A 19,288-nucleotide genomic window follows, 5' to 3' on the forward strand; every position below is an offset into this window, starting at 1 on the left:
ATGGCATTCAGTACCGGTGGAAACCGCGGCCCAATGGCCGACATCAATGTCACGCCCCTGGTGGACGTGATGTTGGTGCTGCTGATCATCTTCATCGTGACCGCGCCGATCATGACCTACCCGATCGCCGTGGATCTGCCGCAGCGGGTGCTCAACCCGCCACCGCAGACGACCGAACCGCCGCCGCCGATCGAGTTGCGGATCGACGCCAGCAACCAGGTGTTCTGGAACAACAGCCCGACCCCGGTCGCGCAGTTGCAGCAGAAGATGGAAGAAGTGGTGCAGGCCGATCCGACCAATCAGCCGGAACTGCGCATCGACGCCAATGAAGATGCGGAGTACGAAGTGATGGCCAAGGTCCTCGCTGCGGCGAAGAACTCGCAGATGAAGAAAATCGGCTTCATGCAGTAAGACATCGCAAGACCGCAACACAACAGTCATGACGCGACTGCAACGCCACCGGAAACGGTGGCGTTTTTTTATGCTCGATCAATGGGGTGGTTGCTGCTGCGATGTTCGACGCGCATGCATGCGGCCGGCTGTTTGCCAGGACGTGATATCCGTTTCCCGGGCACCGGGCGAGTGATGCATGCAGTGACCCTCAGGTCGTCCGCGCAAGCAAACCGCCGGAGGTGCAGCGACAAGTCGCAACGGCACGCTTCGGGGCTCGGCCTGCCAGAGGCGTCTGCCCTGCCCTTCCCTCACTGCCGACCAGGTGTATGCTCGATCGTGCAGCACCCACGCTCATAGCACAGGAGGCAGTCATGGCTTTCAGTACGGCAGGCAATCGGGGACCGCTGGCGGAGATCAATGTCACGCCGCTGGTGGATGTCATGTTGGTGTTGTTGATCATCTTCATCGTCACCGCTCCGATGCTGGCGCGGCCAATCACGGTGGACCTGCCACAGCGCAGCGAGCAGACCCAGTCACGCATGGACCCGCCTGCACCGATCGGGTTGCGTGTGGACGCCAGCGGGCAAGTGTTCTGGAATGCCAGCCCGATAACGCTGCAGCAATTGCAGCCCAGGTTGATCGAACAGATGCGCCAGGCAGCCGGCAATCAGCCAGAGCTGCGCATCGCCGCCAGTGCGGATGCCGAATACGCGGTGATGGCCAAGGTGCTGGCTGCAGCCAAGAATGCGCAGGTGGATCGCATCAGTTTTGTGCAGTAAATGGGTGATTAACCAGCCTGGTAAATCAGCCGCAAGTCATCGATAACGATTGCATCGGGGCAGAAGCCCTGCCCCGATGCAATACCTAGAAACTAGACAACGCATCCATATAATCGACTTGATTATCTCAAGCGCTGATCGATGCGCCGCGCAGTATGTCCAGATAGGCGCGCACGGTCGCATCCAGGCCTTGATACAAGGCTTCGCTGATCAATGCATGACCGATCGAGACTTCGAGTACGCCGGGGACAGCGCTCAGAAAGTCGCCGAGATTGGCCTGCGACAAATCGTGGCCGGCATTGATGCCCAGACCTGCGGCGGCGGCGCGCTGCGCTGCGTCGGAAAACAGCTTGAATGCAGCATCCGGCTGGCCGCTCAGATGCGCGTGCGCATATGGGCCGGTGTACAACTCGATCCGGTCTGCACCGAGTGCTGCCGCCTGCGCGATAGCGGGATTTTCGGCATCGACAAACAGACTGACGCGAGCACCGATGGCCTTGAACGAGGTGATCAGCGTGGCCAGTTGGGCGGTGTCCTGGGCAAAATCGAAACCGTGGTCGGACGTCAGTTGTCCATCGCCATCCGGTACCAGGGTGACCTGTTCGGGGCGGGTGGCACGACATAAGGCCAGCAGGCCCGGATAACCGTCGCGCGGCGGCGCGAACGGGTTGCCTTCGATATTGAATTCGACACCGTGCTCGCGTGTCAGCGCGCTCAGCGCCAGCACATCGTCGGCGCGGATATGCCGCTGGTCCGGGCGCGGGTGCACGGTGATGCCGTGCGCACCGGCGGCAATGCAGGTGCGTGCGGCCTGCACCACATCCGGATCGTGGCCGCCGCGCGAATTGCGCAACACCGCGATCTTGTTGACGTTGACGCTGAGCTGGGTGGTCACTGCGTCGGTCTCAGGCCTGCGGCTCGCCGTCGCGCGTGGCGTTGAGGGCGGCCGCCTTGCGGGCTTCGGCGATCTCGCGCAGGCGGCGCAGCTCGGCCGGGTCGATCAGGCTGCTGGTATCGCGCTGGGTATCCCCCATGCGCGAGGCGAACCAGCCGCGCGTCCACAGCAACAGCAACAGCAGTGCCACCAGCAGCGAGGCCACCAGCAACCACACGTGCGGCGTGCTGAACGCCAGCACCAGCGCACCCAATGCCATAAGCAGAAACAGCCAGTGCATGACGACGAGCTCCCCGATCAGTGGCGGCAGTGTAGCGCCGCGCCCGGCATGGTTCCACGTGGGCGCGGCGATGCGGATCAGAGCAGCGGTGACAGCAGCCGTGCGCAGGCTTCGGGCAGCCGCGATCGCCACAATGGCCGGTGGCGGGCGAAGCGCACTTCCTGCGCCTGCTGCAGGTCGGCGTCGATCAAACCGGCCAGCTCGGCGGCCACCGCCTGGTCGCGGAACAGCATCGACAGCTCGAAATTCAGGCGAAAGCTGCGGCTGTCGAAATTGGCGCTGCCGACGATGCAGACCTCGTCGTCGGCCAGCAACGCCTTGGTGTGCAGCATGCGCGGGCCGTATTCGTAGATGCGCACGCCGGCCTCGAGCAGCTCGTCGAAATACGAACGCGCCGCGTAGGTGACCAGACGCGAGTCGCTGACGCGCGGTACCAGCAGGCGCACGTCCAGGCCCCCCAGTGCGGCCGAGGTCAGCGCCATGCGCGCAGCCTCGCCGGGCACGAAATACGGCGTGACCAACCAGACCCGATGCCGGGCTTCGTGAATCGCAGCGACCATCAGCCGGTGGATGGACTCCCACGACGAATCCGGGCCGGAGACCAGCACCTGCGCGTCGACATCGCCCTGCGCACGGCTCGGCACGTCCTCGGGCCATAGCTGCTGGCCGTGGAAGGCAGCGCGGCCCTGCCCGGTGGCGTACAGCCAGTCTTCCAGGAACACCAGCTGCAGGCTGCGCACCACGTGGCCCTGCAGGCGCATGTGCAGGTCGCGGTAGGCATCGCTGCGGACCTGCTCGTTCTCTTCGTCGGTGACGTTGATGCCGCCGGTGAAGCCGATCCTGCCGTCGACCACGACCACTTTGCGGTGGGTGCGCAGGTTCAACCACGGCCGCTTGAACGGCTTGAGCAGCTGGGATGGATGGAACCAGGCGGTCTCCACCCCGGCCGCGCGCAGCGTGCGCAAGCTGCGCCGGGTCATCGCCGACGACCCCACCGCGTCCATCAGCAGGCGCACCTTGACCCCGGCGCGTGCGCGCTCCATCAGCGCATCGCAGATCGCGGTGCCGCTGTGGTCGGGCTGAAAGATGTAGTACTGCAGATGGATATGGTCGCGCGCACCGCGGATGGCCTCGATGATGGCCGCATAGGTGGCCGCGCCATCGACCAGCCAGTGCACCTCGGTGGCGCTGCTGGGGGCCAGCCCGGTAGTGGACTGGGCGATCTTGGCCAGCTCGGTGCAGTCCGCGTCCGGCGGGCAGACGCTGCTATAGCTCTCCATGCCCGAGCGCGAACGGCCGCGCCGTAGCCGTTGGCGTTTGACCTTCTGCGGGCCGAGCCAGTAATAGATCAGCAGGCCCAGGTACGGCAGCGCCGCCAGCGACAGCACCCAGCTGAGCGTGGCCACCGGCTCGCGCTTCTGCAGCACGATCCAGCTGGCGATCCACAGCAGGTACAGCACGTAGGCGGCGAGGAGAAGCGCTTCGAGGTGGGGAATGGTGGCCAGCCACTCCCAGGCGCCCTGTACGGATGCGAGCATGCGCGGATTCTACGGGGCGCACGCTCCGCTGCGGTGAGCGTGGGGACGATGCGATCGCCGCGCCGGGTCTGAAAGCTTCATCGTGGCGCGCCCCTGGTCGCATCGATTGAGACCTGCCGGCCGTACGATGCGGGGGATGGCAACAGCGATCAAGGGCCGTGGGGCGACCGGCCATCTGCCCGGACGCTTCGAAACCACCACCCAACAACCGGTGGACGATGGCTGGTACGCCGACGACGGCGAGGAGTTCGCCGCGCCGGCATTGCGCACCCAGGTCACCGAGGAAACCGCGCGCAGCATCATCAGCCGCAATCAATCGCCGGACATCGGCTTTTCGCAATCGGTCAATCCGTATCGTGGGTGCGAGCATGGCTGCAGCTACTGCTTTGCGCGGCCTTCGCATGCCTACCTCAATCTGTCGCCCGGGCTGGATTTCGAGACCAAGCTGTTCGCCAAGACCAACGCGCCGGAGCTGTTGCGCCGCGAATTGTCGCGCCCGGGCTATGTGCCCAGCCCGATCGCACTGGGCATCAATACCGATGCCTACCAGCCGATCGAGCGCAAACGCGCACTGACGCGGCGCCTGATCGAGGTGCTGTGGGAGACCCGGCACCCGTTCACGCTGATCACCAAGAATGCGTTGGTCACCCGCGATCTGGACCTGCTCGCACCGCTGGCACGCGAGGGCCTGGTCAATGTGCATTTTTCGGTGACCACGCTGGACCCGCATCTGTCGGCCAGGCTGGAACCGCGCGCGTCCGCACCGCATGCCCGCCTGCGCGCGATGCGGGCACTGCACGAGGCCGGCGTGCCGGTCGGGGTGATGGCCGCGCCAGTGATCCCGTGGATCAACGACCATGAGCTGGAAGCGATTCTGCAGGCCGCGTCCGCTGCCGGCGCGCACAGTGCCGGCTACGTATTGCTGCGGCTGCCGCACGAAGTGGCGCCGCTGTTCCGCGACTGGTTGCAGACCCATCACCCGCAACGCGCCGGGCACGTGATGAGCACGATCCAGCAACTGCGCGGCGGCAAGGATTACGACAGCGCCTTCGGCACACGCCTGCGCGGCCAGGGCGTCTACGCGGAGTTGCTGGCACGCCGCTTCGCCCTGGCCCACCGCCGCAGCGGTTTCGACGCCCGCGACATGCCGGCATTGGACACGACCAAGTTCCGCCGCCCCGCTCCGCCGGCCAAGCCGGTGCCGCAATCGCCGCAAGGCAGTCTGTTCTAGGGGCGGGAATTGGGGATTTGAGATTGGGGATTCGTAACAGCCGACGCACTGCAATGACCGGCCCTTACCAATCCCCAATCACGAATCCCCGCCGTACAAGGCACTCGCCGACTGGAACAGGATCCAGCTGGTGGCGATGAACTTGTCGCCGCCGACCGGGCGGTTGCCGCGGTGGGTGTGGGTGAAGGCGGTGGGGGCGATCAGCAGGCTGCCGGTGCGCGGGCGGGCCTTGCGCTGCTGGAACAGGAATTCGGTCTCGCCCTGTTCGAACTCGTCGTTGAGGTACAGCGTCCACAGCAGATGCCGGTGCAATGTGTCGGCGCTGGCATCGCGTGGATACAGCTCGCAATGCCAGTAGGGATAGCCGCCCTGGTCGGCGGTGTACCACTGCAGGTTGATCGCGCCCGGGCGCAGGCAGGTACGGGCCAGGTCGCCCAGCGCCTGGTCGCTCATCTGCGCGATGTCCTCGGCCACCAGCCGGTGCGGGCTACCGTCGGCGGTGGTGACCTGCAGCATCAGCGGTGAGATCAGGGCTTGTGGATAATGCCGCAGATAGGTCAGCACGCCTTCGAACACCGCTTGCTGCAGGCGGTTTTCCACCGCCGCCCACTCGGCTACGCCGCTGATGCGCAGGTCGCGGCTGTGTTTGAGTTCGGGAAACACGCCGCCACCGATACGGCCGGGATGCAGCTGCTGGCTGTCGCGCATGCGTTGCACGATGGCGGCGCAATCCTCGCGCGAGACGGCGTTGTCGGTGATCTGGATGAAGTCGGGTTGGCTCATGCGCACGACCATAGCAATCTGCGCTACCGCCTGCACAGCGCGCCCGGCGGCGCACGCAAGGCAGCAAAGAAAAACCCCGCCGAAGCGGGGTTTTTCGTTACACGCGTGGTGCTACGACGATCAGAACTTGTAGTTGACCGAAGCGGCCAGCACGTCGCCCTTCACCTTGTAGCTGCCCGCCAGGCGGTCGCCGGTGGCACTGCGGGTGTCGCTGGTCGGGTCGCTGGTGAACAGGTGGGTGTAACCGAAGTTGTATTCGGCCTGCTGCGACGGACGCCAGCTCAGACCCAGCGAGACCCACTTGCGGCTCGCATCCGGCACGCGCACGTCGCGGTGCTCGGCGGTGGTCGGGGTCTGGTCGTACGCCAGGCCGCCACGCAGGGTCAGCGTCTCGCTCATGCGGTAGTCGGCACCGATCGAGGCGAAGGTGGTGTCGCGGTAGGAGAAGTCCAGCACGCTGTCGGGCTGGTTGGAGGCGAAGTCCACCGTCACCTGGTCGAACTTGCTCCAGGCGGTGCGGGTGACGTCGGCCATGATCGACCACTGCTCGTTCACGTTGTGGGTGAAGCTGGCGGTGGCGCTGGCCGGCAGCTTGACGGTGGCGCGGCCCTTGGTGTCGACGAAGGTGCCCGGCGCGGCAACGCCCAGGACTGCCGCAGCCGGACCCGGCACGGTGAAGTCGGCATCGCCGTCGGTGATCTTGTGCTCCACTTCCGAGCGGTAGCTGAAGCCGATGTGGGTGTTCTCGTCGATGCTGAACAAGCCGCCGAGGGTGAAGCCCACTTCGGTGCTGTCGCCCTTGATGCGCGAGTAGCCATCGGCATTGCCCGGCGCGAAGCCCGGCACGCGGCGCGCGGCCAGCACGCTGCCGAAATCGACCGCATTGGCCAGGTCGATATCCAGACGCTCGGCGAACACCGAGGCACCGAAGGACACGTACGGGTTCACGTCATAGGAGAACGCGACATTGAAGTCGATCGCCTGCAGCTCGGTCTTGGTGCCGTGGTAGCGGCCGACCCAGTCGCGGTCGTATTCGGTCTTGAAGCCGAACGGCACGGTCAGCGAGGTACCCAGGTGCATGTTGTCGTTCTCGCCGAACGGCACGTGGAAGTACATCGCCGGGACCGGCGCGATCATGCCGGCGTCGCCGCCATTGCCGCCGGAGACCGGGGCGCCGTTGGCGTAGGTGGCGGTGTCGGGCTGGAACTTGGCCGAGAAGCTGATGGCGCTGACGTCGGCCTGGAACAGGCGACCGTCCAGCTGGCGCATGCCGGCCGGGTTGTTGGCGATGATCGAGGCATCGTCCGGGGCGCTGCCCGAACCGGCGAAGGCACGGCCAAGACCCTTGGCGCTGTTTTCCTTCAGCTGGAAGGCGGCGCCGTGGGCCTGGCCAACGGCGAGTACGCCGGCAATACCGACGGCCAACAGGGTGGCGCGGCTGAGAGTGGAAGCGGTAGACATAAGGTGGTGCTCTCCGGATAAAGACTGCAGTGGTCGGTACAGCGCCCGCGCCCAGCGCCAAGTGGCTGCTGGAGCGCGCCGGAGACCCCCCCCCGACATACGACGCCGTACGCAGTATACCCACCACAATTAACCGAACAATAACGAAGCACGTTTTGATCGTCTGGACAGGTTAGGGATGGGTTCAGGAGCGTGAACCCGCTAGAGTGCCACTCCGATGTTCGTCTCTCTCCCTTCCCGCAAGAAACCCACCCCGCGCTGGGCAGTGCCGTTGCTGTTCGCAGCCGTCTGGCTGGCCTACCTGTGGTCGATCAGCCGGCCCGGCGAGGCACGCAATACGCTGTGGCTGGACTGGGGCGCGCTGTCCAGCGGCGTGTCCAACCTTGGCGACTGGTGGGCGACGCTGCGCGACGGCAGCGTGCTGCGGCTGTTCACCGCGTTGTTCCTGCATGCGGACTGGTCGCACCTGCTCGGCAACCTGGTGTTCCTGCTGATCTTCGGGCTGCCGGCCGAGCGCATCCTCGGGCCGTGGCGCCTGCTGTTGCTGTTCCTGGTCGGTGGCGCGGCCTCCAATCTGGCGGCAATCTTCGCGATCGGCACCCCGGACCGGGTGATCATCGGCGCCTCGGGCGCGGTGTCGGCGTTGATCGGCACCTATCTGGCACTGTTTCCCGGCGCCAAGCTGGGCGTGGTGCTGCCGCTGGGGCTGTTTCTGGAATTCATCCGGGTACCGGCGCCGTTGCTGATCGGCGCCTGGGCGCTGCTGCAGGTGGTGTTCGCCTATATCGGCCCGGCCTTCGGCATGGTGGCGTGGTCGGCGCATATCGCCGGGTTCGTGTTCGGCATCGTGTACGGGCTGTATGTGCGCGCGGCGATCGCGCGGCGGCTGCGCAAGCGCCACGGGTTCTAGCGCGGCGGCAATCGTGCAAGGCGCACCGGAGCGCAGTGTTGCGCCGGCTGCGCGCTGCGTCGCTGCGCGGTGGCGCGCCTATAATCGCTGCATGTCCAAGCCTCTGTACAAAGTCACCTTCCTCAATCACGGCAAGGTCTACGAGCTCTACGCCCGCCAGGTCACCGGCAGCCATCTGTGGGGCTTCAACCAGATCGGCGAGCTGGTATTCGACGTGCACGACGGGCTGGTGGTCGACCCCACCGAAGAGCGCCTGCGCGAAGAGTTCGGCAACACCAAGACGCTGCACCTGCCGATGCAGAGCATCGTGCGCATCGAGGAAGTCGAGAAGAAGGGCCAGTCGGTGATCCGCGATGCCACCACCGGCGACAAGGTGGTCACGCCGTTCCCGTTGCCGACCAAGCCGCGCTGATGCGCATCCTGGTGCCCGACGATTACCAGGGCGCCGTGCGTCACCTGCCCTGCCTGCAGCGCCTGCACGGCCACGATGTGCAGGTGCTGGGCGCGCTGGCCACCGACCCCAACGAATGGGCCGAGCGGCTGGTCGAAGCCGATGCGCTGGTGCTGATCCGCGAACGCACCCGCGTGGACGCCACGCTGTTGCGGCGACTGCCGCGACTCAAGTTGATCAGCCAGACCGGCCGGATCGGTGCGCATGTGGATGTGGCCGCGTGCACCGAGTTCGGGGTGGCGGTGGCCGAAGGCGTCGGCTCGCCGGTGGCGCCGGCCGAACTGACCTGGGCCTTGATCCTGTCGGCCAGCCGGCGCCTGAGTGAGTACCAGCGCGCGCTGCACCAGGGCCGCTGGCAGGCGCTGGGCGATCCCGGTCTGGGGCGCGCGTTGCATGGGCGCACGTTGGGCATCTGGAGTTACGGGCGGATCGGCCAGCGCGTGGCCGGCTTCGGGCGTGCATTCGGCATGCAGGTGCTGGTGTGGGGCGGCGAGGCCTCGTGCGCACAGGCCGCGCGCGATGGCTTCGACATCGCCGCCAGCCGGCAGGACCTGTTCGAACGCAGCGATGTGCTGTCGCTGCATCGGCGCCTGACCGCGCAGACCCGCCACCAGATCAACGCGCAGGATCTGGCCTGGATGCGTCCGGATGCGTTGCTGGTCAACACCAGCCGCGCCGAGCTGATCGCGCCCGGCGCCTTGCTGGCCGCGCTGGATGCGGGCCGGCCGGCACAGGCGGCAGTGGATGTATTCGAACGCGAGCCAGTGCTGGATCCGCGCGACCCGCTGCTGCAGCATCCGCGCGTGCTGGCGACGCCGCATCTGGGCTACGTGGAAAGCGACAGCTATGCGCTGTACTTCGAAGCAGCGTTCGACAATGTGCTGGCATTTGCCGCCGGTGCGCCGCGCAACCTGGTCAATCCCGAGGCATTGGCGATTACGCGATAGTGCGTGGTTGACGCGGTGATCGTGCGCTCGGAGAGGCTTGTCGCGACAGGGGTCGCTCCTACAAGCGCCTTGGGGTCCAAAACCCGCCGGCGCTGTGGCGGCCGGGTGATCCAGGGATGCGTGCAGGTGGCGTGGCAGTGCCGATGCGTAGCGATCGGGCCTGGCGCGCAGCGGGTGATTCACCCGCTGCGCTGTGGCCGGATTACTTGACCGGTTCGGCCGGCGCAGGCGCAGGCGCGGCAGGTTCCACCGGCGGCGCGGGCTTGGCCTTGTCGGCCGGTTCGCTTGGCTTGTCGGCAGGCTTGGGCTTGTCGGCTGCTGCCGGGCGCGCGGCGGCCGGCCTGGGCTCGGCCGCGGTCTTGGCGGCCTTGGCCTTCTGCGCTGCCTGTGCCTTGGCCTTGAGCGCGGCTTGCGCCTTGGCCGCCGAGCCGGGCTGTTTGAGCTCGGCCAGCGCGGAAGCGATCGGGCCATCGCCCGGCAGCACGTCGCCGGCTGTGTAGCCCTCCTCGCCTTCGGCATCGCCACGCAGATGGCCCGGCAGCGTGGCTTCGCTGAAGTCGGCCAGGCTGGCCGGCACGTCGGCATCGCCGGGCTGCGGTTCGGGGGTGAGCAGCACTTCCGGCACGATGCCGCTGGCCTGGATCGACTTGCCACTGGGGGTGTAATAGCGCGCGGTGGTCAGCTTGACCGAGTCGCCGTTGTCCAGCGGCAGCACGGTCTGCACCGAGCCCTTGCCGAAGGTGCGGCTGCCGATGATGCGCGCGCGCTGGTTGTCGCGCAGCGCGCCGGCCAGCACTTCCGAGGCACTGGCCGAGCCGGCGTCCACCAGCACCACCACCGGCGCGCCGCCGAGCAGATCGCCCGGGGTGGCGTCGAACTTGGCATCGCTGATGGAGATGCGCCCGCGCGTGCTGACGATGTTGCCCTTGTCGAGCAGGTCGTCGGCCACCTGCACCGCCGAGGTCAGCAGACCGCCCGGGTTGCTGCGCAGGTCCAGCACCAGGCCGCGCAACTTGCCGCCGGCCTGCAGCTGCTTGAGGTTCTTCTGGAAGTCGGCACCGGTGTCGGCCTGGAAGGTGCTGATGCGGATATAGCCATAGCCCGGTTCCAGCAGCTTGCTACGCACGCTGGCCACGCGGATGGTCTGCCGCTGCAGGGTCACGTCGAACGGCTTGGGCGCCTTGTCGCGCACGATGGTCAGCACGACCTTGCTGCCGGATTCGCCGCGCAGCGGCTCCATCGCCTTGCTGGCGTCGATCGGCTTGCCGTCGATGGCCACGATGACGTCGCCGGCGCGGATGCCGGCACGTGCGGCCGGGGTGTCGTCGATCGGCGCGATCACCTTGAGCGTGTTGTCCTGCTGCTGCAGCAATTCCACGCCGATGCCGTCGTAGGCGCCAGTGGCCTGCTCGTCGAAGGCTTCGGCATCTTCCTTGTCGAAATAGGTGCTGTGCGGGTCCAGGTCCGAGAGCAGGCCGCGCACTGCGGCGTGCATCAGCTTCTTGTCCTCGACCGGGTCGACGTAGGCCTGCTTGACCGCGTTGTACACCGCCACGAAGCGGCGGATCTCGTCCAGCGGCACCTTGGAGACGGCGGCTTCGTTGGCTTCCGGATCGTCCGCAGTGGCCTGGGCGGCGGCGGGACTGGCTTTCTGCGCCCAACCGGGTGAGGCGAACAACGCCAGCGACAGGGCAACGGACAGGACGGCTACGCGCATGAAGCACTCCGACAAAGAGATAAGACGCCCCGCAACGGAGCAGCCTGGATTATGCGCGAAGCCACGGTAAATCCGCGTTGACTTGGCGGGGCCAGGTATGGCGGCGGTCATGCACCGGCACGCGCGCGGCGTGCGCGTGCGCTCAGCGGCGCTGCAACCAGCTCGACGGATCCACCGGCTGCCCGTTGCGACGCAGTTCGAAGTACAGCGCCGGCACGCCCTGCCCGCCCGAGCTGCCGACCTTGGCCACCGCTTCGCCGCGCTTGATCGACGCGCCGGCATCGCGCAACAACGTGTCGTTGTGCGCGTACAGGCTCATGTAGCCGTTGCCGTGGTCCACGATCAGGATCATGCCGTAGCCGGTCATCCAGTCGGAGAACACCACCGTGCCATCGGCCACCGCGGTGACGGTGCTGCCCTTGGGCGCGCCGATCAGCACGCCCTTGCTGGTATGGCCGTCGGGCAAGGTGGCGTTGAAGCGCGCCAGCAGGTTGCCCGCCACCGGCCAGCTCAGACCGCCGACCTTGGGTGCCGGCGCACTGGCGATGACCTTGGGCGGGGTCTTGCCGGGACGCTCGGGGCGCTCGGTCTTGCTGCGTTTGGCCTGCGCGGCGGCTTCGGCGGCGGCGCGTCTGGCGGCGGCACGCCGTTCGGCCTCGGCCTTGGCGGCGGCCGCGCGCAGGTTGGCGAGCAGCTGCTCCAGCGATTTGGCGTCCTGGCCCAGGGCTTTTTCGCGTTCGGCGCGCTGTTTGTAGCGGTCGTCCAGCTGCGCGACCGTCGCCGCCTGCTGCGAGCGATCCTTCTGCAGCAATGCGGCCTGCGCCTTTTGCTGCGCACGCGCCGTATCCAGTGCCTGGCGACGGTTGGCGATGTCCTGCTCCACCTTGGTCAGCGCATCCAGCTGCGTGGTCAGTGCCTGGATGCGCTGTGCACGCGCGTTCTGCACGTAGCGATGATCGGCCAGCATGCGCGTGGCATCGCCCACGGTGTCCTGCGACAACAACACCTTCAACGGCGCGTTGCGGCCGACCTGGTCGGCGGCGCGCAATAGCGCAGCCAGCTGCACGCGCTGGTTCTGCAGGCCGCGCTGCAGCTGCGCACGCTCCTGCTGCAGCTTGCCCAGATGCTGTTCCTGCTCGCGCATCGCCGTTTCGGTCTCGCTCAACGCACGCGAGGTCCTGGCCACCTTCTCATCGGCCTGGCGCAGTTGCTGGGCGGCAGTGCCGCGCTTGCCTTCCAGCTCGCGGCGGTCGGCGCTGATGGTCTTGAGTTCGTCGCGCAGCTGCTGCAGTTTGCGCTCGGTTTCGCGCTGGCTTTGCGCACCGGCCGCGGTGCTGCCCAGCAGCGTGCAGGCCAGCACGGTCGCCGCCAGCCACGCGCGGCAGCGGCCGGTGGCGGGGGCGGACGGCAGGCGCGAGCGCGGGGCGGGCGACAGGGGCAACGAAAGGTCCAGTGACTTCAGGCAGGTGCGCGATTGTAGCCAAGCATGGTGTGATCACCGCCACGCCCAAGACAGCCGCCGCCGCGCAAGGTTCAGCATGAAGCCCCAGCATCTTCTTCTGGCATTGTCCCTGGTCTGCGCAAGCGCCTGGGCCGACGAGGACATCAGCAAGGTCAACGGCCGCATCAGCGCCGAGGCCGGCAAGGTCTATGGCGGGCTGGACACCGTCAATGGCTCCATCGAGGTCGGCGCCGGCGCGCAGACCCGGAGCGTGGAAACGGTCAACGGCAGTATCCAGATCGGCGACAACGCTCGCACCGGCGATGTCTCCACGGTCAATGGCGCGATCACGCTGGGGCAGAAGGTGGTGGTATCCGGCGGGCTGGAGACGGTCAACGGCAGCGTGCTGGTGGAGCGCGGCAGCCGTATCAGCGGCGGTGTGGAAACCGTCAACGGCAGTATCGGCCTGGTGGAAACCGAGCTCGGCAAGGGCATCGAGACCGTCAACGGCGACATTACCGTCGGGGTGCGCTCGCATGTGCATGGCGGGATCGAGGTCACCAAGCCGAACTTCAGCTTCTCGTTCAAGCCTGCGCGCAAGCCGCGCGTGGTGATCGGCCCGGATGCGGTGGTCGATGGCCCGCTGGAGTTCGAGCGCGAGGTCAGCCTGTACGTGCACCGCACTGCGAAGATCGGTGCCGTCACCGGCGCCACCGCGCGCAGCTTCGACAGCGACGTGGCACCCAAGGACTGACGCGCTCACCACGGGGCCAGCGCCTAGAATCGGGGCACCTTCGCCGCACGAGGAGTCCCGATGCCCCGCAAGATCCTGTTGTGCCTGGCCGCGACGCTGGCCCTGGCCGGCTGCAAGCGCGAATCCGCCGACGCACCAAGCGCGCCCGCCGCACAGGCGCCGGTGGACACGGCGGCCAGCGCACCGGTCAGCCGCCACACCTTTTCGCCGGAGCTGACCGGCGACGACTTTGCCGAGCTGGTCAAGACGCTGGCCTCGGACGAATTCGAAGGACGTGGCCCCGGCACGCCGGGCGAAGAGAAGACCGTCACCTATATCCGCGACCAGATGCAGCGCATCGGCCTGCAGCCGGGCAACGGCGACAGCTGGTTCCAGGACGTGCCAATGGTGGAAACCACCGCCGATGCAGCCACCGCACCCAGCCTGCGCAGCGGCGAGCAGACCCGCATCCTGGCCTTCGGCACCGACATCGTGGTCGGCACCCGCACCGGCCAGGCCGAGGTCAAGCTGGACAACAGCGAGCTGGTATTCGTCGGCTACGGCGTGGATGCGCCCGAACAGCAGTGGAACGATTACGCCGGCCAGGACTGGAAGGGCAAGACGGTGGTGATGTTCGTCAACGATCCCGGCTTCCATACCGGCGATGCCAAGCTGTTCGACGGCAAGCGCATGACTTACTACGGCCGCTGGACCTACAAGTTCGAGGAAGCCGCCCGCAAGGGCGCGGCCGCCGCGCTGATCGTGCACGACACCCCGGGCGCCAGCTATGGCTGGGACGTGGTCAAGAATTCCTGGGCCGGCCCGCAATACGACCTGCCGGCCAAGGACGATCCCGATCCGCGCCTGCCGGTGCAGGGCTGGATCAGCGCCGAGACCGCCAAGCAGTTGTTCGCCGATGCCGGGCTGGATCTGGCGCAGGCCTACAAGGACGCCAGCAAGCGTGGCTTCAAGCCGGTGCCGTTGAAGGCCAGCTGGTCGGTGGACCTGAAGAGCACGATCGCGGAGAAATCCTCGCGCAACGTGGTCGGCGTGCTGCCCGGGACCACGCATGCCGACGAAGCGGTGCTGTACATGGCGCACTGGGATCACCTGGGCAAACACCCGGGCGAGAGCGGCGACAACATCTACAACGGCGCGGTCGACAACGCCACCGGCGTGGCCGGCATTCTCGAGATTGCCGACGCGTTCGCGCATCAGGATCCCAAACCGGCGCGGTCGGTGGTGTTCGTTGCGGTGACGCTGGAAGAATCCGGCCTGCTCGGTTCCAAGTACTACGTGGCCAACCCGAGCTTTCCGCTAGACAAGATCGCGGCGGTGATCAACCTGGATGCGATGTCGGTGGCCGGGCGCGCACGCGATGTCACCGTGGTGGGCATGGGCAGTTCGGAGCTGGAAGACATCCTCAAGCCGATCGCCGCGATGCAGGGCCGCACCCTGCATGCCGAAGCCACGCCGCAAAGCGGCTCGTATTTCCGCTCGGATCATTTCAACTTCGCCAAGGCCGGTGTGCCGGCGCTGTATGCCGATGGCGGCGAAGACCTGCGCGAGGGCGGTACCGCGGCCGGGCGCGCGGCCGCCGAAGACTATGGGCGCAATCGCTATCACGCCCCGGGCGACGAATACGATGCGGCCAGCTGGAAGCTCGATGGCACCATCGAAGACCTGCAGGCGGTGTATGGTGTGGGCAAGGAGGTGGCCGCCGGCCAGCGCTGGCCCAACTGGTATGCCGGCAACCCGTTCAAGGCTGCGCGCGATCGCATGATGGCCGGCAAGCCCGCTGCGGGCGCCGCGGTAGCCGCGCCTGACGCCGAAAATGACGCAGCTGCCGAGGGCAAGAAGGCAGCGCCGGCGCGTTGACCGACGCCAGCACCGCATGCGATGTCATGCAGCTACTGCATGGCGTCGTGATGCGGCCTGCAAGGGGAGCGGTAGCGCCGCGCCCGCGTATCGCGATCAACACAAAGGGCCTCCTGTTGGAGGCCCTTTGTGTTGGTTCGTCCTGGTCGTGACGGTTGCGGACGAGGTCACGATCCGTGTCGATGCAGTGCATCGATGCGTCGGATCACGTGCCCCATCCCACTGAGGCATGTCTCTTGGTCGGTGCTCTTCTGAGAGAGGATGCCACCGGCCTGTGAGAGGCCTTCAATCGTGCTGACGGCAGTGCCTTGCCATCAGCACGGCCGTCCTGTCGGCACGCCGGCGCCCCCGAGATGCGATGGTCAATCGTTATCCACGCTCACCACGTGACCATCATCCGGGTCGACGTGCAGATCGACCTTCTGCCCACCGCGTTGCTCGGCATCGGCCTTCCACAAGCCGTCTTCGAACTTGAGGTCGTGCACGTTGGAATAGCCGCCGGCCGACAGCGCGGCGCGGATATCGGCCTCGCTCAGTTTGGAAGTGGTCTGGTCGCCGTACACGCGGCCGGTCACCGGATCGATACGCACATCCACGTCCTTGCCGTCGCCGCTGCGTGCGTCGGCGGTCCACACGCCATGTTCGAACTTGACGTCGTGCACCTTGGTATAGCCCTTGTCGGTCAGCATGCTGGTGACCTCGCGGGAGGTCAGCGCCTTGGCCGGCTTGTCGGCGGCGGCCTGCGCAAACGCGCCCTGCGCTGCCAATGCGAGTGCGCCGATCAGCGCGGTCTTCATCAGTCGATGTGCCATGTGATGCTCCTGCAGTGAAGTGCGCCCATGCTGGACGCGGTCTTATCGCTGCCAGGTGAATGGCCGTCAGAAGCCGCAGCAAGAGTTCAGTGAGCTCAAGTTTCGGTGATGATGCGCTCGGGGTGCGTCCGATGGCGCACGCACGTTCGCACGTTCATCAGCCAGTGGTTTGCGGCATTGCGGCGCAATGGGCGCGTAGTGTGCTGGGAGTGACGTAAACGGTGTCACATCGAAACCGTCCTGCCCGGCCTGTCATCCAATAGATAGCCAGTACGAAGATGCAAAAGAAGCGAGCCGCCTTGCGGCGGCTCGCCTGACTCAACCCATCTGCCTCAGATTACGGAATGGCGCGTGTGGCGCGCACCGCCTGCGGCGAGAGGATGGACATCTGCGGCTTGTCGGTGCCGTCCTTGTTGGGATGCACGCTGTACTGATAGCTGACATTCCACCACGAACCGGCGGCCCACCAGGTCCAGCCCGACCAGACATCTGCATTGGCGTCGATATAGCGGAGCATGCCGCGCAGTGCCTCATTGCAGACGGGGTTGTTGGCGGTGCCGAATTCGCCCAGAAACCCGCGCCTGTGGTTGGTGCGCAGCCACTCGGTGAAACTACGCAGACGCTCGACACCGATGGTGGCACTGACGCAGACATTGGTGGTGCCGCTGGAATCGGCATCCAGGTACTGATGCACCTCGAACGCGTAGCGATCGAGCGGATCGTAGATCGAAACCAGTGCGGTTGCGTTGGAATAGCCATCGTTGGTGGGCGAATACCAGCTGTGCGCACCGGTCCATAATGCGCCGGGCACCAGAATCAGGTTGTTCGCACCGGTGGCACGAATCGCATTGATGCCTGCCTGTGCAGTGGCAGCCCAGGCGCTGGCCGAGACGCCATTGGGCTCATTCATCAGCCCGAAGATCACCGCGTTGTCGCTGGGAAATGCCAGCGCAAGGCGGCGCCACAAATCGGCGAATGTGGCGATCGGCACTTCGTCGCCACCGATCTTGTAACCGTAGTATTTGCCGTAATTGTGGATGTCCAGCACCAGATACATGCCCGACGCCTTTGCGCGTGCCACGGCTTGCTGCACCAGGGCCAGTTGGGTCGGATCCAGTTCACCGCGTGCACTGGGCTGCAGACGTTCCCACAGCACCGGCAGGCGGATCGTGTTCATGCCGACGCCGGCGAAATAGGTGTAATCGCTGGCCGAGGCATACATATAGTCCTTATTGAGGACGCCGGGTTTTTTGGACGATGCGAATTCGGCGCCGGATAAATTGACGCCGGCATACGTCAGTGCGCGTGTTTGTGCGTAGACGGGTGCGAATGTGCCGAACAGAATGCAGAGCAGGGCGCAGCGGAAAACGGTGCGCAGCGTTTGAGAGACAGCAGACATGAAACAACTCCTTCGACGACGGGGATGGTGTGTCGCAGCGGTTTGCGTGCGATCTGCGCGAGGTGCGCCACACCTGTCGTAACCAATGCATCTGCCGTGCCTAAACGCTCACCACATCGAATGTGAATTAAATGTGTAGGCTGGGTCGCAGTCACTTACCGCAAGGGTCACGTTCTGGAACAGCGCGCTGTGACGCGCCGCGCTGAAAAGCGGTCGCGCACGCTTGTCGACACCGCCATCGCATGCATGGCGCTGTCGAAAAATCGGCGGATGGATACGCTCGCCGTCAACGGCGCGGCGCCGGATCACCGACGCTGCACTGCTGTAGCGCACGCACACGCAGCGAGCGCTAGAGCGCGTGCTGAGTGCTGGCGTTTTGCTGCGTGACGACTGTGCTCACCGCGGCTGGGCACGGCTGTTGCCGGGCATCGGCATATACCGGGTGTACATGCGTTAGCTGGGTGCTTGCTGCGCAGCGTGCGACGGTTGCCCATCGCACGCTGCTTGCTCCGACTACTGGGTGATGCGTTTTGCGCGCGCGCTCAGGATCGACATCTGCGGCTTGTCGCGGCCCTGCGCATCGGGCTGCACGTTGAAGGGGTAGCTGCGGTTCCACCACGCGCCGGCGGCCCACCAGGTCCAGCCCACCCATACGTCGCGGTTGGTTTCCAGATAGCCCAGCATGCCGTTGAGTGCGCTATTGCAGGTGGCGTTGTTGCCGGTGCCGAACTCGCCGAGAAAGCCCTGCTTGTGATTCAGACGCAGCCATTGGGTGAAACTGCGCAGGCGGTCGGCACCGGCGGTGCTGCTGACGCAGCCGGCGCTGGTGCCGCTGGAGTCCGTATCCAGGTACTGATGCACTTCGATCGCGTAGCGATTGAGGGGGTCGCGAATGGAGGCCAGCGCCACTGCGTTGGACTGGCCGGCAACGGTGGAATACCAGCTGTGCGCGCCACTCCATAGCGCGCCGGGCACCAGGATCAGATTGTTGGCACCGGTCTTGCGGATGGTGTCGATCGATGCCTGCGCGGCGTTGGCCCAGGACTGCGGATTGATGTCGTAAGGCTCGTTCATCAGCCCGAAGATCACGCTGTTGTCGTTCTTGAAGGCGATCGCCAGGCGTCGCCACAGATCGTTGAAGGTGCTGATCGGCACGCGCGCGCTGCCGATCTTGTTGCCGTAATACCGGGCGTAGTTGTGGATATCCAGGATCAGGTACACCTTGGCCGCCTTCGCGTCGGCCACGGCCCGGCGGATCAGTGCCAGCTGCGCCGCATCCAGCTCGCCACCGGCCTTGGGTTGCAGGCGCTCCCACAGGATCGGCAGCCGGACGATGTTCATGTGTTTACCGGCGAAGTAGCGGTAATCGCTGGCAGCCGGATACAGATAGTCGACGTTGAGCACCCCGGGCTTTTGCGAGGATTTGATTTCGGCACCGGAAAGATTGACACCTGCGTACTTCAGGCGGTTCTGTGCCTGTGCGAACGGCACACCTGCAAGCAGCACGATGACAAGCAGCAGCAATGACAACGCACGGCTGGACAGCCGGCGCGTCGGCGTGGGGGAGGGCAGCATGGGTGACTCCTGAAGCATTCGCGGGGGAGATGCATTGCCCTGGCGTGGACCTGCCACGTGCATGA

General features: G+C 66.1%; 18 protein-coding genes. 8 read left to right on the forward strand and 10 right to left on the reverse strand.

Going from position 1 to position 19,288, the window contains the following annotated elements; translation table 11 throughout:
* Positions 1-411 (forward strand): biopolymer transporter ExbD, encoded by a 411-nt coding sequence (locus ABQ039_RS00055; protein WP_011035269.1) that lies wholly within the window; start codon positions 1-3, stop codon positions 409-411.
* A 353-nt stretch (positions 412-764) separates the two neighbouring features.
* Entirely contained in the window at positions 765-1,172 is a 408-nt protein-coding gene (locus ABQ039_RS00060) for a biopolymer transporter ExbD (RefSeq protein WP_184609626.1), read from the forward strand.
* A gap of 127 nt (positions 1,173-1,299) precedes the next feature.
* On the opposite strand, the gene ABQ039_RS00065 is transcribed toward ABQ039_RS00060, so the two are convergent.
* From ABQ039_RS00065 to cls, 3 genes are all read right to left on the reverse strand, one after another.
* Positions 1,300-2,067: a pyridoxine 5'-phosphate synthase gene (locus ABQ039_RS00065; protein WP_184609628.1), complete on the reverse strand. Its 768-nt coding sequence runs from the start codon at positions 2,065-2,067 to the stop codon at positions 1,300-1,302.
* A gap of 10 nt (positions 2,068-2,077) precedes the next feature.
* Positions 2,078-2,347 carry a hypothetical protein gene (locus ABQ039_RS00070; protein ID WP_024939143.1) on the reverse strand — a complete coding sequence of 90 codons (270 nt, stop codon included), beginning with the start codon at positions 2,345-2,347 and terminating at the stop codon, positions 2,078-2,080.
* A 77-nt stretch (positions 2,348-2,424) separates the two neighbouring features.
* Entirely contained in the window at positions 2,425-3,885 is a 1,461-nt protein-coding gene (gene cls, locus ABQ039_RS00075) for a cardiolipin synthase (RefSeq protein ID WP_046345200.1), read from the reverse strand.
* A 136-nt stretch (positions 3,886-4,021) separates the two neighbouring features.
* On the opposite strand from cls, the gene ABQ039_RS00080 reads away from it, so the two are divergent.
* Positions 4,022-5,116, forward strand: a complete 1,095-nt coding sequence (locus tag ABQ039_RS00080; protein ID WP_046345201.1) for a PA0069 family radical SAM protein — start codon at positions 4,022-4,024, stop codon at positions 5,114-5,116.
* A gap of 78 nt (positions 5,117-5,194) precedes the next feature.
* On the opposite strand, the gene ABQ039_RS00085 is transcribed toward ABQ039_RS00080, so the two are convergent.
* A complete protein-coding gene (locus ABQ039_RS00085; protein ID WP_104591067.1) occupies positions 5,195-5,899 on the reverse strand; it encodes a 2OG-Fe(II) oxygenase in 705 nt (234 codons plus the stop codon).
* 120 nt (positions 5,900-6,019) lie between these two features.
* Positions 6,020-7,360, reverse strand: coding sequence for an outer membrane protein transport protein (locus ABQ039_RS00090; protein WP_024939140.1), 1,341 nt, complete (start codon positions 7,358-7,360; stop codon positions 6,020-6,022).
* A gap of 217 nt (positions 7,361-7,577) precedes the next feature.
* Between ABQ039_RS00090 and ABQ039_RS00095 the strand changes: the two genes are divergently transcribed.
* The 3 genes from ABQ039_RS00095 (at position 7,578) to ABQ039_RS00105 (ending at position 9,668) form a co-directional block, all read left to right on the forward strand.
* Complete coding sequence (locus ABQ039_RS00095; protein ID WP_024939139.1) at positions 7,578-8,270, forward strand: rhomboid family intramembrane serine protease; 693 nt, start codon at positions 7,578-7,580, stop codon at positions 8,268-8,270.
* 91 nt (positions 8,271-8,361) lie between these two features.
* On the forward strand, positions 8,362-8,682 hold the full coding sequence (locus ABQ039_RS00100; RefSeq protein WP_016901574.1) for a DUF1820 family protein: 321 nt from the start codon (positions 8,362-8,364) through the stop codon (positions 8,680-8,682).
* Positions 8,682-9,668: a D-2-hydroxyacid dehydrogenase family protein gene (locus ABQ039_RS00105; protein ID WP_104553577.1), complete on the forward strand. Its 987-nt coding sequence runs from the start codon at positions 8,682-8,684 to the stop codon at positions 9,666-9,668. Before ABQ039_RS00100 ends, ABQ039_RS00105 begins: the two co-directional genes overlap by 1 nt.
* Positions 9,669-9,870: 202 nt before the next feature.
* Here the strand turns inward: ABQ039_RS00105 and ABQ039_RS00110 are convergent, their stop codons facing one another.
* A complete protein-coding gene (locus ABQ039_RS00110; RefSeq protein WP_054591743.1) occupies positions 9,871-11,385 on the reverse strand; it encodes a S41 family peptidase in 1,515 nt (504 codons plus the stop codon).
* Between the two features lie 142 nt (positions 11,386-11,527).
* Positions 11,528-12,826: a murein hydrolase activator EnvC gene (locus ABQ039_RS00115; protein WP_184609630.1), complete on the reverse strand. Its 1,299-nt coding sequence runs from the start codon at positions 12,824-12,826 to the stop codon at positions 11,528-11,530.
* A 97-nt stretch (positions 12,827-12,923) separates the two neighbouring features.
* Here ABQ039_RS00115 and ABQ039_RS00120 point away from each other — a divergent pair, with 97 nt between their 5' ends.
* Entirely contained in the window at positions 12,924-13,580 is a 657-nt protein-coding gene (locus ABQ039_RS00120) for a hypothetical protein (RefSeq protein WP_046345204.1), read from the forward strand.
* A 60-nt stretch (positions 13,581-13,640) separates the two neighbouring features.
* The gene (locus tag ABQ039_RS00125; RefSeq protein ID WP_184609632.1) at positions 13,641-15,437 is read left to right on the forward strand and encodes a M28 family metallopeptidase; all 1,797 of its coding nucleotides are present in this window, start codon (positions 13,641-13,643) and stop codon (positions 15,435-15,437) included.
* A gap of 362 nt (positions 15,438-15,799) precedes the next feature.
* Here ABQ039_RS00125 and ABQ039_RS00130 read toward each other — a convergent pair whose 3' ends face one another.
* The 3 genes from ABQ039_RS00130 to ABQ039_RS00140 all read right to left on the reverse strand — a co-directional run bounded on the left by ABQ039_RS00130 (position 15,800) and on the right by ABQ039_RS00140 (position 19,151).
* Positions 15,800-16,249 (reverse strand): PepSY domain-containing protein, encoded by a 450-nt coding sequence (locus tag ABQ039_RS00130; protein ID WP_046345206.1) that lies wholly within the window; start codon positions 16,247-16,249, stop codon positions 15,800-15,802.
* Between the two features lie 337 nt (positions 16,250-16,586).
* On the reverse strand, positions 16,587-17,648 hold the full coding sequence (locus tag ABQ039_RS00135) for a glycoside hydrolase family 5 protein (RefSeq protein WP_054591745.1): 1,062 nt from the start codon (positions 17,646-17,648) through the stop codon (positions 16,587-16,589).
* Between the two features lie 513 nt (positions 17,649-18,161).
* Positions 18,162-19,151 (reverse strand): glycoside hydrolase family 5 protein, encoded by a 990-nt coding sequence (locus ABQ039_RS00140; RefSeq protein ID WP_184381366.1) that lies wholly within the window; start codon positions 19,149-19,151, stop codon positions 18,162-18,164.
* Positions 19,152-19,288 lie beyond the last annotated feature (137 nt).

Origin of the sequence: Xanthomonas sp. WHRI 6108 (genome assembly GCF_040202385.2) — a bacterium.
GTDB classification, from domain to species: domain Bacteria; phylum Pseudomonadota; class Gammaproteobacteria; order Xanthomonadales; family Xanthomonadaceae; genus Xanthomonas; species Xanthomonas arboricola.